The sequence below is a fragment of the Hanstruepera flava genome, from assembly GCF_023634025.1.
Classification (GTDB): domain Bacteria; phylum Bacteroidota; class Bacteroidia; order Flavobacteriales; family Flavobacteriaceae; genus Hanstruepera; species Hanstruepera flava.
Map to the genome: position 1 here is coordinate 1 of NZ_JALJCW010000002.1, position 12,519 is coordinate 12,519.

General features: G+C 35.5%; 12 protein-coding genes. 4 read left to right on the forward strand and 8 right to left on the reverse strand.

Features of this window, described 5'->3' with window-relative positions:
* Nucleotides 1-225: 225 nt before the first annotated feature.
* Nucleotides 226-1,155 carry a restriction endonuclease gene (locus MTX13_RS07420; RefSeq protein ID WP_130965174.1) on the reverse strand — a complete coding sequence of 310 codons (930 nt, stop codon included), beginning with the start codon at nucleotides 1,153-1,155 and terminating at the stop codon, nucleotides 226-228.
* Nucleotides 1,156-1,658: 503 nt separating this feature from the next.
* On the opposite strand from MTX13_RS07420, the gene MTX13_RS07425 reads away from it, so the two are divergent.
* The 3 genes from MTX13_RS07425 to MTX13_RS07435 are packed head-to-tail and all read left to right on the forward strand — an operon-like array spanning nucleotide 1,659 to nucleotide 4,808.
* Nucleotides 1,659-2,255, forward strand: coding sequence for a SprT-like domain-containing protein (locus tag MTX13_RS07425; RefSeq protein WP_250433883.1), 597 nt, complete (start codon nucleotides 1,659-1,661; stop codon nucleotides 2,253-2,255).
* Nucleotides 2,256-2,258: 3 nt separating this feature from the next.
* On the forward strand, nucleotides 2,259-3,338 hold the full coding sequence (locus MTX13_RS07430; protein WP_250433884.1) for a mannose-1-phosphate guanylyltransferase: 1,080 nt from the start codon (nucleotides 2,259-2,261) through the stop codon (nucleotides 3,336-3,338).
* 6 nt (nucleotides 3,339-3,344) lie between these two features.
* A complete protein-coding gene (locus tag MTX13_RS07435; protein WP_250433885.1) occupies nucleotides 3,345-4,808 on the forward strand; it encodes a DUF389 domain-containing protein in 1,464 nt (487 codons plus the stop codon).
* Nucleotides 4,809-4,812: 4 nt separating this feature from the next.
* Here MTX13_RS07435 and MTX13_RS07440 read toward each other — a convergent pair whose 3' ends face one another.
* Together MTX13_RS07440 and MTX13_RS07445 are read right to left on the reverse strand one after the other, a co-directional pair.
* On the reverse strand, nucleotides 4,813-5,580 hold the full coding sequence (locus MTX13_RS07440) for an ABC transporter ATP-binding protein (protein ID WP_250433886.1): 768 nt from the start codon (nucleotides 5,578-5,580) through the stop codon (nucleotides 4,813-4,815).
* Nucleotides 5,580-6,317 carry an MlaE family ABC transporter permease gene (locus MTX13_RS07445; protein WP_250433887.1) on the reverse strand — a complete coding sequence of 246 codons (738 nt, stop codon included), beginning with the start codon at nucleotides 6,315-6,317 and terminating at the stop codon, nucleotides 5,580-5,582. Before MTX13_RS07445 ends, MTX13_RS07440 begins: the two co-directional genes overlap by 1 nt.
* Before the next feature lie 95 nt (nucleotides 6,318-6,412).
* Here MTX13_RS07445 and pafA point away from each other — a divergent pair, with 95 nt between their 5' ends.
* Entirely contained in the window at nucleotides 6,413-8,086 is a 1,674-nt protein-coding gene (gene pafA, locus MTX13_RS07450) for an alkaline phosphatase PafA (RefSeq protein WP_250433888.1), read from the forward strand.
* A gap of 2 nt (nucleotides 8,087-8,088) precedes the next feature.
* On the opposite strand, the gene MTX13_RS07455 is transcribed toward pafA, so the two are convergent.
* The 5 genes from MTX13_RS07455 to ftsH all read right to left on the reverse strand — a co-directional run bounded on the left by MTX13_RS07455 (nucleotide 8,089) and on the right by ftsH (nucleotide 12,515).
* Entirely contained in the window at nucleotides 8,089-8,355 is a 267-nt protein-coding gene (locus tag MTX13_RS07455) for an acyl-CoA-binding protein (protein ID WP_250433889.1), read from the reverse strand.
* On the reverse strand, nucleotides 8,352-9,005 hold the full coding sequence (locus MTX13_RS07460; protein ID WP_250433890.1) for a phosphatidylserine decarboxylase family protein: 654 nt from the start codon (nucleotides 9,003-9,005) through the stop codon (nucleotides 8,352-8,354). Before MTX13_RS07460 ends, MTX13_RS07455 begins: the two co-directional genes overlap by 4 nt.
* Nucleotides 9,006-9,009: 4 nt before the next feature.
* Nucleotides 9,010-9,819 (reverse strand): phosphatidate cytidylyltransferase, encoded by an 810-nt coding sequence (locus MTX13_RS07465; protein ID WP_250433891.1) that lies wholly within the window; start codon nucleotides 9,817-9,819, stop codon nucleotides 9,010-9,012.
* A 1-nt stretch (nucleotide 9,820) separates the two neighbouring features.
* The gene (locus MTX13_RS07470; RefSeq protein WP_250433893.1) at nucleotides 9,821-10,429 is read right to left on the reverse strand and encodes an LUD domain-containing protein; all 609 of its coding nucleotides are present in this window, start codon (nucleotides 10,427-10,429) and stop codon (nucleotides 9,821-9,823) included.
* Between the two features lie 118 nt (nucleotides 10,430-10,547).
* Nucleotides 10,548-12,515 carry an ATP-dependent zinc metalloprotease FtsH gene (gene ftsH, locus MTX13_RS07475; protein ID WP_250433894.1) on the reverse strand — a complete coding sequence of 656 codons (1,968 nt, stop codon included), beginning with the start codon at nucleotides 12,513-12,515 and terminating at the stop codon, nucleotides 10,548-10,550.
* Nucleotides 12,516-12,519: the final 4 nt, after the last annotated feature.

Here is a 12,519-nt window from a genome sequence, read left to right on the forward strand (position 1 = left end):
CGCTTTTTCTGGTTTAGTTTTCTCTTTACAAGAAACCAAAATCCCAAATATTAATGCTATGTAGATTGCTTTTTTCAAATGGTGTACAACGGTCTCGGCTATGAGTAGTTGCGTGGTTTAGCACTTAACTTTGCAAGTACACACCAACCTGAAAATCCGCGAGGATTTTCAGAAGTAGGCGAGAACAAGCAATTACTTATAGCCATTGTTGTAATGCGTTTTTTATTATTCATCATCTTTCATTGAATCCCAAAAATCGGCATCCAATTTTTTAATTTCTATTGTTTGCTCAACTTGCATTCCAAGTCCATAGTCGTAGATATATTCCGCAAGTTGTTTTCCGTCTATCAGTACCAAAGTTGTCGAGCCATTTAAATTGTTCGCATATTCAATTGCTCCTTTTGAATAATATGAAGTTGTAATAAACACTCCTTTATTTGATTGAGCAACTGCTAAAGCTCCAACAAATTTTTGTATTTCCTCACGTCCGATTGAACTGTCTATTTTATACCGTTTAGCTTGAATATGAATTCGTCCAAGTCCAAGTACGTCCTCTTTAATTATTCCATCAATTCCGCCATCATTCGAAACTTTTGTCACAAGTCCAGAATTTTCAATTTCTCCGCCATAACCCATTTTTTGAAGAAGTAAAACCACTAATTTCTCAAAAGCCGTTGGTGTTTTAGTCAAAATTGTATTAAGAATTTCTGTATAAACAGATTTTCTTATGTTCGAAAATGAAGAGTATAATTTTTCTTGAGGCGTAAGTTCTGAAGAAGACTCATCAATTGTTAATTGTTCTTCTGTTGTTTTTTTCTTTTGTCTTGTTGGCTCTCTTTTTTCAAGTTGTTCCTCAATGTATTTATCAACCTTTTCAGGTGTTTTTAATAATTGAATTCCTGAATCATTGATTTTATACATTCCTCTCTTTGGCTTGTCCAGAAGTCCTGCCATATTCAAATAACTCAATGCCCAAGAAACTCGGTCATAAAAAATGTGTCCATTTCCAGAAGGATACATTTCGTTAACTTCCTCATCTGTCAGTCCGAAATGTTCAGATAAAGGTTCAATGAAATCTCGAAGTTTCATTGTTCCGTTTTTATTCAATAATTCCATTACTGGAACTCTTATTTTATCGTGTTTTGGTATTGCCATTTAGTTTGGTCTTAAATGCATTACAACGTATGGATAAACACACTGGTGTGTTTATTTTTATTATATATATACTTAAAGGTAAGCTTTTGCACCCAATATGGGTGTATAACATTACCTTTAGGGTTGGTTAACTACCCAAAACTAACCATTTCTTAACAAATACCCTATACGTACTTGTACGTAGTTTTGCTAATAGCTCCTTAAGGTACGCGTCAGGTCCTATTAAGGTCTCCTTAAGGTTTCCTTCAGGTCAACCCGTTAAAATTCCTACAAACACCTCCTTAAGTAGGGCTTCACTATAGCTTAAGTATGGCTTAAGTATGGATAGTGTATGCAAAGAGCATATCAACCCAAACATACTATTCCGGTAAATACGCTTAAAAACAGTAAAAAATGGTAAAAATGGCAGAAATGGCAGAACCAAATACTTAAGGCTTATAAAGCCTCTTGGCCAAAGCCTTAAATGCATGTAAAAAATCTCTAAAAAACACTATGTTTGTGTTATGTATAAAACCCTCCAAAACTACATACCAATACAAGCGGTTCATCAGGTTATAGACTTGCTAAACCACGATAACCTTACCGTAAAGATTAAAAGCGAACGTAAAACACGCCATGGCGATTATAAGCGTTTGCCTAATGGCAAGCACCAAATAACCGTAAACAGCAACCTAAACAACTACAGGTTTTTAATAACCCTTATTCACGAAATAGCCCATTTTGAAGCTTATAAAACCTACGGTAAAAACATAAAGCCACATGGTAGGGAATGGAAGCATACCTTTCAGCACCTCATGCTGCCCTTTTTAAATCCAGAAGTGTTCCCCATACAGCTGTTGCCTTTATTGGCAAAACATTTTAAAAACCCCAAGGCCAGTAGCGATACCGATACACAATTGGCTCTTGCTTTAAAGCAATTTGACGAACCTAACGATAAAACCTTTATTTTTGAATTACCATTAGGTAGTACCTTTAAATTGTACAATGGTCGTGTGTTTAAAAAAGTGGGCAAACGCACAAAACGTTTTGAATGTATAGAACTTTCATCAGGAAAATTGTATTTGTTTAACCCTAATGCCGAAGTAGAATTAGTAAATTAAATTATGAATAAGAATTATTATGCCATTTTAATGGCTGGAGGTGTGGGCTCCCGATTTTGGCCCGTAAGTACACAGGATTTTCCCAAGCAGTTTCACGATATGTTAGGAACAGGCGAAACCCTTATCCAGAAAACCTTCCAGCGTTTAAGTAAGCTTATTCCAAAAGAAAACATATTTATTTTAACCAACGCGCGTTACAACAATTTGGTATTCGAGCAATTACCAGAAGTAACCAGTAGGCAAGTGGTGTTAGAACCAGCCATGCGTAACACCGCACCCTGTATATTATATGCGTCACTAAAAATACAAAAGGAAAACCCAGATGCAGTTATGATTGTGGCACCTAGCGACCATTGGATAGAAGACGAGCAGGCTTTTACCCAAAACGTACAACAAGCCTTTGAATTTTGTACACAAAACAACGCGCTAATGACCTTGGGTATTACGCCTACCTTTCCTAATACAGGCTATGGCTATATTGAATACAATAAGGCAGCTACCAATACCATAAAAAAGGTTAATCAGTTTAGGGAAAAACCCGATTACGAAACAGCCAAACAGTTTATAGCTCAAGGTAATTTTTTATGGAATGCCGGCATTTTTATGTGGAGCGTTAAAAGCGTAATCGAAGCTTTTAAAACCAATCAACCCAATTTGTATGCGCTGTTTGAAAAGGGCATGGAAGCTTATAATACCAATGCCGAAACGGCTTTTATTGAGGCGCATTATGCCGAAGCAGAGAACATTTCGGTAGATTATGCCATTATGGAAAGTTCGCAAAATGTATACGTAATTCCTGCAACTTTTGATTGGAACGATCTGGGCACTTGGGGCAGTTTATACGATAAGTTGGATAAAGATGCCGCAAATAATGCCGTAGTAAATGCCAAAACCTTAACCGAAGGCGCCACGGGAAATATGATAAGGGCACCAAAAGGAAAGGTTGTGGTAGTAGACGGTATTAATGATTATATAATTGTTGATAAAGAGGAAGTTTTGCTTATCTTTCCTAAAGCTAAAGAGCAGGATATTAAAAAAGTGCTCCAAAGCGTAAAAGATAAGTTTGGTGATAATCTAGGATAGTAGTATATGGAAGAACATAAATTCAATTTCTCCGAAGACGAAGAGAAAAAAAATGCTGCAGTAGAAGAATCTAAAAAAGCGGTTCAAAAAGACGCCAAGGGCTTGGTGCAAAACATCAGGAAGTTTTTAATAGAGCTTCTGGATTTTCGGGAAGATACCGATCGCGATGAAACCATCGAGGCTATTAAAAAAGACATCTCATTTAAAGGTGCTACCGCATGGATTTTGGTCTGTTCTATTTTTGTGGCTTCCATTGGGTTAAATGCCAATTCAACTGCTGTGGTTATCGGAGCCATGTTAATTTCACCCTTAATGGGCCCTATTTTAGGTATCGGCTTATCGGTAGCGGTCAATGATATTGATACCATGAAAAAATCGCTAATAAATTTAGCCACTATGATTGTGCTGAGTTTATTAACGGCTTTTTTATTCTTTTGGCTGTTTCCATTAAGTGAAGAAACCTCTGAACTCTTTGCACGTACACGACCAGATATTCGCGATGTGCTTATAGCCTTTTTTGGTGGTTCGGCATTAATAATTGCAAAAACAAAAAAGGGAACCATAGCCTCGGTAATCTTTGGTGTAGCTATCGCTACAGCCTTAATGCCACCGCTGTGTACGGCAGGATATGGTTTGGCTAAAGGAAATTGGCAGTTCTTTTTTGGTGCCATGTATTTGTTTACCATAAACACCATTTTTATTGCCCTGGCAACTTTTATTGTTATAAAAGCCCTGCGCTTTCCCATGCTTAAATACGCCAACTCTAAAAAGCGTAAGCGTATTGCCAGAATAGCATCGGTTTTGGCCATAGTAGTTATGGTGCCTGCTATGTGGACTTTTTATAATGTGCTTCAAGAGAGTAGGTTTTATGTAGATGCAAGAAATTATGTGGATAATGAGTTTAGTTCTTTACCACAGTTCGAGTACATTAAAAAGAATATGAACTACGGTTATAACGATGGGGATTCCTTTATAGCTTTTAATACCTACGGTTTAGATGAAATTCCAGAGTCGACAATTGAGCTGTTAAAAAGTAAACGCAGTGCTTATCCTGCTCTAGTAAATACTCGTGTGGTTTTTAATCAAAATAGACCCGACGAAGAGTTTGATAATTTAAAGTATATGGAGCGTTTGCGCTATCGGGACTCTCTCGATTTGGTAAACCAATCTGAAAAAATTGCCTATTTGGAAAATCGGGTAAAAACCTTATCGGTTTTAGAAGAACAGGCCATACCATTCAATCAGGTAGCAAGTGAAGCCCAAATAAACTACGAAGCCTTAGAGCGTTTTGGGTATGCCAGTGAAATAGTATCTAATTTTAAAAAGACAGATACCTTACCTGTTTTTATTGTGAAATGGGACAAGTCCAAAATTAAAAACCGTGATATCGCAAAAGAAGAAGACAAGTTAGGGCGCTGGCTTAAAACAAAATTACAATTAGATACTTTGGTGGTAAGGCGTGATAATTAAAGTTTTATTGGCGCTCCTCCAAATACATTTGACGTACTTTTTTAAACAACTCTGAAGAATATACAAAGCCTGTAACCGCTTCATTGTCGGTTTTAAAAATGGTTTTGTTAGAACCTTCCCAAGCTTTATGGCCATCTTTTAAAAACACAATTTTCTCACCAATCTCCATTACCGAATTCATATCATGCGAATTAATAATGGTTGTTATATTGTATTCGTCCGTTATCTCTTGAATAAGGTTGTCTATTACTATAGCTGTTTTAGGATCTAAACCAGAGTTGGGCTCATCGCAAAATAAATATTTAGGATTGTTCACAATGGCTCTCGCAATTGCGACCCGTTTTTGCATACCACCAGATGCTTCACTAGGCATTTTATTGTGGGCGTCAGAAAGATTAACACGATTTAGAACAAAGTTCACACGGTCCTGCATTTCACTTTTACTTTGTTTAGTAAACATACGCAATGGAAACATCACGTTTTCGGCAATGGTCATAGAGTCAAATAAGGCACTACCTTGAAACACCATGCCCATTTCTGCACGCAGGTTACGCTTTTCATCATCACTAAAATTGGAATATATCTTTCCATCGTATGAAATAGTACCTTTTTCAGGATGAAAAAGACCTAGTAAACACTTTAGAAACACTGTTTTACCAGAGCCACTTTGCCCAATAACCAAACTGGTCTTGCCTTTTTCGAAAACAGTTGATATGCCTTTTAAAATATGGGCGTCACCAAAGGATTTATGTAAATCTTTAACTTCAATCATTAGCTCAACATCAATTGGGTTAGTAAATAATTTAAAAGAATAATCATAACACTGGTCCAAACAAACGATGTTGTACTGGCTTTACCAACTTCTAGAGCGCCACCTTTCATAAAGTAACCATAATACGATGGTATGGTAGCCAGTAAAAAGGCAAAAACAAAAGTTTTAACAAAAGCGTATGTAATATGAAAGGTGTTAAAATCCAATTGAACACCAGTAATAAAATCTTCTAAAGTGCTAAAGCCACCATAAATACAGGCAGCCATTCCTCCTAAAATACCCAAAAACATCGCAATAGATATAACAAAAGGGTAGAGCATCATGGCAACAAATTTGGGGAATACTAAATAATTAATGGCATTAATTCCCATAACTTCAAGAGCATCAATTTGCTCGGTCACGCGCATGGTTCCTATACTAGAGGTAATAAACGAACCTACTTTACCAGCCATTATTATGGAAATAAATGTAGGAGCAAACTCTAATATAACAGACTGTCTTGTGGCAAAGCCTACCAGATATTTTGGTATTAAAGGGTTGTCAATATTTAATGCTGTTTGAATGGTAACAACACCACCAACAAAAAAGGAAATAAAGGCTACAATACCAAGAGACCCAAAAATTAAATCGTCTATATCTTTAAAGATTAATGTTTTCATTACCGACCACTTGGTTGGTTTACGAAACATTTCTTTAATCATTAAAAAATATGTACCAATATTATGGAGGTAAGTCATAGAAAAATTTATTAGTGCTAAAATAAAAAACTAAAATGTATTAACCGTAATTTTAAATAGGGATGTCTAAAAATCAGTATTTTTGAATCCTAATTATGAAATACATGAAAAACCCAATCTTATTTTTACTCTGCTTATGTAGTTTTTTATCTATACAGGCACAAAATAACAACCATAATAACAGGCCGAAATTGGTAGTTGGTATAGTGATAGACCAAATGCGCTATGATTATCTAACACGGTTTACAGAAAGATATGGAGAAGGTGGTTTTAAACGCATGATGCGTGAAGGCTTTAACTGCCAAAACAATCATTTTAATTACATACCTACCAAAACAGGTCCCGGTCATGCCTCAATTTTTACGGGTACAACCCCAAAATATCATGGAATAATTGGGAATGATTGGTTTGACAAAAAAAGGGGTAAAAATGTAAACTGTGTTCAAGATGATACTGTAACACCCATTGGTACAGACAGCAAGGATGGTAAAAAGTCTCCCATAAGGATGTTAAACACAACTTTTGCTGATGAAAATAGGTTGTTTACCCAAATGAAAGGAAAAACAATAGGGATATCATTAAAACACAGAGGTGCTATCCTGCCTGCAGGGCATACAGCTAATGCTGCCTATTGGTTTGATTATGATCATGACGGTACAGGTAATTGGATTACTAGTTCATTCTATATGGATGGTTTACCACAATGGGTTAAGGATTTTAATGAATCGGGTGTTGCTGAATCTTATTTTAAGACCTGGAACACCTTATATGATATTCAAACTTATGTTGAAAGTGGCCCCGATTTAAACACCTTCGAACGAATTTTTAAAGGTAAGGAAACAGCAACTTTTCCTTATGATTTGAAGGCTTTAAAAGAAGATAATGGAGGCTTTAAAATTATTGCCGAGTCACCGTTTGGAAACAGTTTAACAACAGACTTTGCCATTAAAGCTATTGATACTGAAGCATTAGGAGCTGATTTTGTTACAGATGTGCTTACCATAAGTTATTCTAGTACTGACAAGGTAGGACATGACTTTGGCCCCAATTCGGTTGAGGTTGAAGATACTTATTTGCGTTTGGATTTAGAATTGGAACGCTTGTTTACTGCCTTGGATGAAAAGGTCGGTAAAGGGGAATATATGGTGTTTTTAACGTCAGACCATGCTGCTCCCAATGTGCCATCATATCTAGCGTCTAAAAGAATTCCTGCTGGACTTTTTGATGAAAAGGCTATGCGTAAGGAGCTGAATGACTTTTTGTTGCAGAAGTATAATCAATCAAACTTGATTTTGAGTAGAGTTAACAATCAGTTGTTTTTAGACCATCAAAAAATTCAAGAATCGGGTTTAAATCTTGAAACCATTAAGAATGATGTTGCTAATAAGCTGCTGACATATGAGTTGATAGATAAGGTTTTTGTAACCAGTGCAATTAATCATTTTGAAGGGCCGAATGGCTATTTGGAAACATTGTTACGAAATGGGCACAACCAAAAACGTTCTGGAGATATATTATTTGTGTACGAACCAGCAGTTTTTAAAGATACACCTTGGAACCGAACAGGAACAGACCACCATTCGGGTTTAAATTATGACACCCATGTGCCGCTATTGTTTTTTGGTAAGGGAATAGCAAATGGGAGCACATTGCAACGTACCAATATTACAGATATAGCACCTACTATTTCGGCATTGCTTAATATCAGCTTTCCTAATGGGGCAATAGGCAATCCACTTGAGTTTGTATTTGAAGTAACTCAAGATTAGCGTTACTTTCTATATAAAAAATAGTTGTTTACAAGGTCTATATAGATTTGTTTGGCCTCGTCTGTTGTAATGTTCTTAACCTGAAAAAGGGCATTGGTTTTAAACGCGTTGATTATAGGTTTCTTACTACTTGGTCTACCATAATCGTTGGTAGCTTTTTTATAGTAAGCATATAAACGTAATAAGAAATCTGCTGGAAACGGTTCGGTGTGTGCGTTAATTCTCGCCACAGCGTCTTTAAATGCGATATCTAATTCTTCTGATGTCATTTTTTTTCTGCAATAACGCTTTCGCCGCCTCTAACTTTTTGATTAAGCTGTACTTTTATTTCGGAATCTAAAGGTAGAAACAAATCGACTCTAGAACCAAATTTTATGAACCCAGAATCATCACCTTGATTAACCTTGTCATTTGGTTTGGCGTAATTTACAATGCGTTTGGCAAGAGCACCAGCAATTTGTCTGTACAACACCTTCCCGAATGAAGGGTTTTCAACAACAACTGTTGTGCGTTCATTTTCTTCACTGGCTTTAGGGTGCCAAGCAACCAAATATTTACCAGGATGATATTTACTAAAAACAACTTCGCCTCCAATAGGGTAACGGGTAACATGAACATTTATGGGTGACATAAACACACTAACTTGTATACGTTTGTCTTTAAAGTATTCCGGTTCTTCTACTTCTTCTATAACCACAACCTTGCCATCTACTGGAGAAACTACATGCGTGTCGTTAAAAAATATATTGCGTTTGGGATTTCTAAAAAATTGAAGGATTAAAATTAAAAATACCAAAAGGGCAAGCATAATTAAAGTGCTTAGCCATGAAGCAAGATTAAAACTGTCTACAAGTAGAAATAGCCCAACAACCACAATTAGGGTTAGCACTATAATTTTATGACCTTCTTTATGAAACATATTATTAAATAATTTCTAAAAACAAATAAATAAATGGAGCTGCAAAAATAATACTATCTAACCTATCCAGCAATCCACCATGTCCTGGCATGATAATACCACTATCTTTAACATCGGCTTGGCGTTTAAATTTAGATTCTATTAAATCGCCTAAAGTGCCAAACACGCTAATTATAATAGCCAGTATCAACCAATGGTTGAAGGTTAAGGTTTCTGTAAAGGTAGCAATAAAATAGCTCGCTATCGACGCAAAAAGTAATCCACCTAAAAAGCCCTCTACAGTTTTTTTAGGCGAAATTTTCTCGAATAACTTTTGCTTGCCAAAATTTTTACCCACTAAAAAAGCAAAGGTGTCGTTTGTCCAAATCAATACAAAAGAACCAAATAGTATTAAAGGTTCATATGTGTTATTGTAATTGGCTATTAAAATTAAAAACACAAAAGCACTCGATAGGTAGAATGTTGTTAGTATAAACCGTTTAGATATAAAAAGCGGGATGCGTTTTTCGGTAAATAAATCTTTTATTAAAAACAATTGCACAAATATGGTAACCACTTGTAGGATTTGAGTTGCCTCATCAAGTCCAGTATGCGAATTCATGAAAAATTGCCAATAACCAAATACGAGATATAGGATTGTAAAAAATATAAAGGGTAAAAAAGACTTGTATCCAATTAGCTTTTTGAATTCAGCTAAACAGATGAGTCCGAAAAAATAAAATAATATTATTAAGGCATGCTCATTTAACAATGATACCATTAATAAGGAAATGTACACCAAACCCGTAAAAGATCTTACAAGAATTTCTTTCATTTTAAAGGTCCTCTAAAAGAAGTAAGTATAAATTTTTGGAGCTGCTACCGTAACTCAAGAAATCTTTCTCTTCTTGAGATTTAAAGTGCTTAATCGTAGTAATGTTTGTAGGAATACTTTTTTTGTTCTTGTGCTTAATGCCGCGCAAACCTTCACCAATACTACCTACAATCTGACTTGTAGTTGCAAATACAATAAGGTTGTTTGGGAATTCACCTAATTTTTTTTCGGCTATTTGATTAGACGATATAAGCAGAGAGCCATCATCTGCAATTAAGTTTTCGCAAGTTGTAACAAAAAACGAAGCATCATGAAGCGAATCATGCATTTTAATATTCGTATTCTTAAAGCGGTCTTTTAGATTGGCATCTAATATTAAGCCATTTTTATCTTCCCAATCATTTTCCTTCAGAATTAAGTCTAAACTCTCAAAAACTTCATCTAAATTTTCACAATACAAAAACTTACCGCCATTAGCTTTAAAGTTTATAGTAAACCTTTCGTCTATTGGCAGCTTTATTTCAGGCATATATTTGCCTCTATCACTTGATTTTAATTCTTCTTCTGAACTATCAGATTTTGAACCAAAAATTTTTCTAAAAAGACTCATTTATATTGTGCTATTAATCTGAGTGATTTAAGGTGTTTTTCAAATATAAAAAATCTTAAACGAACCTTTGGGTTTATTTAAGATTTTTAGTTAAAGTTAACAGAAATACTAATGGTTTTTATTCTTCTTCATCAGAAGTTTTTTCTGTTTTGTTTGTCTCTTCAGATTTATCAAAAGGTCTCTTTCCAAAAATCTTTTCAAGATTATCTTTAAAAATCACTTCTTTTTCTAAAAGAACTTCAGCCAATTGCGTTAGCTTATCTTTATGTAGTTCTAAAAGATTAACGGCACGTTGATACTGCTCCTCAATGATATCTGAAATTTCTTTATCGATTAGTTCTGCAGTTTGTTCGCTATAAGGTTTAGTAAAACCATATTCGTTTTGTCCCGAAGAGTCATAATATGTTAAATTACCAACCTTATCGCTCAAGCCATATATGGTTACCATGGCTCTGGCTTGTTTGGTGACTTTTTCCAAATCACTTAAAGCTCCTGTAGAAATTTTATTGAAAATAACCTTTTCGGCAGCACGCCCTCCTAGGGCAGCACACATTTCATCGAGCATTTGTTCAGGTCTAACAATTAAACGCTCTTCAGGTAAATACCAAGCAGCGCCTAACGAACGCCCACGTGGTACAATAGTTACTTTTACTAGAGGTGCAGCGTGTTCCAACATCCAACTCACAGTTGCATGACCGGCTTCGTGGTACGCAATTGCTTTTTTCTCTTCAGGCGTAATAATCTTGTTTTTCTTTTCCAATCCGCCAACTATTCTATCAACAGCATCTAAAAAGTCTTGCTTGTCAACAGCTTTTTTACCATTTCTGGCGGCAATTAAAGCGGCCTCATTACATACGTTGGCTATATCAGCTCCTGAAAAACCAGGTGTTTGTTTAGATAGAAAATCTAAATCTAAATCCTTGGCCTTTTTCAGAGGTCTTAAATGTACTTCAAAAATTTCCTTACGTTCACGAACATCAGGTAGATCAACAAAAATTTGTCTATCAAAACGTCCGGCACGCATTAAAGCTTTGTCTAATACATCAGCGCGGTTTGTAGCGGCTAATACAATAACATTACTGTTTGTTCCAAAACCATCCATTTCGGTTAATAGCTGGTTAAGTGTGTTTTCACGTTCGTCGTTAGAACCTGAAAAATTACTTTTTCCACGAGCACGACCAATAGCATCTATCTCATCAATAAATATAATTGAAGGCGATTTTTCTTTGGCTTGTTTAAATAAATCACGCACCCTTGATGCACCAACACCTACAAACATTTCAACAAAATCTGAACCTGATAATGAAAAGAACGGTACTTTAGCTTCTCCAGCTACAGCTCTAGCCAATAAGGTTTTACCAGTTCCAGGAGGACCTACCAATAAAGCACCTTTTGGTATTTTACCACCTAGAGAGGTATACTTTTCTGGGTTCTTTAAGAAATCTACAATTTCTTGAACTTCTTCTTTAGCACCTTCTAAACCGGCTACATCCTTAAACGAGGTTTTTACTTCATCGTTTTCATCAAATAACTTGGCTTTAGATTTTCCAATATTAAATATTTGTCCGCCAGCTCCTCCACCAGCACCAGAAGACATACGCCTCATGATAAAAATCCAAACACCAATTAATAAAATAAATGGTAAAAGACCAATAAGGAAATCGCCCCAAAGGTTTTGTTCGGTTTTGTATTCAATTTTAGGTTTAGGATCTAAATTTTGAGCATTTATAATTGTAGCTATTTCGTCTTCAAAGTTTTGAAGATCACCAAATTCAAAAGTGTAATTTGGCAATTTGGTTGCTGAAGGTAACAAAGAAGTCGGTTTTGAATTCTTGTGTGTTTCTTTTTGTTCAGCTTCTTTTGTTAAATAAACTTTGGCTTCCCGTCTGTTAACAATTTCCACTTTTTCAACATCACCATCCTGAAGGAAGGTCATAAATTGAGAAGGCGTAGTTTGTTTTGTATCTTGAAATCCGCTGCCACCTAAAATTTGCATGGCTAAAAAGATGACTATTATTCCACCATAAATCCAATACGGATTAAATTTAGGTTTTTTGGCTTTCGGTTTTTTATTGTCGTTTATCATTAAT

Coding starts and splice junctions, on each gene's coding strand:
- MTX13_RS07420 (WP_130965174.1), bottom strand. CDS start 1,155: ATGGCAATACCAAAACACGATAAAATAAGAGTTCCAGTAATGGAATTA.
- MTX13_RS07425 (WP_250433883.1), top strand. CDS start 1,659: ATGTATAAAACCCTCCAAAACTACATACCAATACAAGCGGTTCATCAG.
- MTX13_RS07430 (WP_250433884.1), top strand. CDS start 2,259: ATGAATAAGAATTATTATGCCATTTTAATGGCTGGAGGTGTGGGCTCC.
- MTX13_RS07435 (WP_250433885.1), top strand. CDS start 3,345: ATGGAAGAACATAAATTCAATTTCTCCGAAGACGAAGAGAAAAAAAAT.
- MTX13_RS07440 (WP_250433886.1), bottom strand. CDS start 5,580: ATGATTGAAGTTAAAGATTTACATAAATCCTTTGGTGACGCCCATATT.
- MTX13_RS07445 (WP_250433887.1), bottom strand. CDS start 6,317: ATGACTTACCTCCATAATATTGGTACATATTTTTTAATGATTAAAGAA.
- pafA (WP_250433888.1), top strand. CDS start 6,413: ATGAAATACATGAAAAACCCAATCTTATTTTTACTCTGCTTATGTAGT.
- MTX13_RS07455 (WP_250433889.1), bottom strand. CDS start 8,355: ATGACATCAGAAGAATTAGATATCGCATTTAAAGACGCTGTGGCGAGA.
- MTX13_RS07460 (WP_250433890.1), bottom strand. CDS start 9,005: ATGTTTCATAAAGAAGGTCATAAAATTATAGTGCTAACCCTAATTGTG.
- MTX13_RS07465 (WP_250433891.1), bottom strand. CDS start 9,819: ATGAAAGAAATTCTTGTAAGATCTTTTACGGGTTTGGTGTACATTTCC.
- MTX13_RS07470 (WP_250433893.1), bottom strand. CDS start 10,429: ATGAGTCTTTTTAGAAAAATTTTTGGTTCAAAATCTGATAGTTCAGAA.
- ftsH (WP_250433894.1), bottom strand. CDS start 12,515: ATGATAAACGACAATAAAAAACCGAAAGCCAAAAAACCTAAATTTAAT.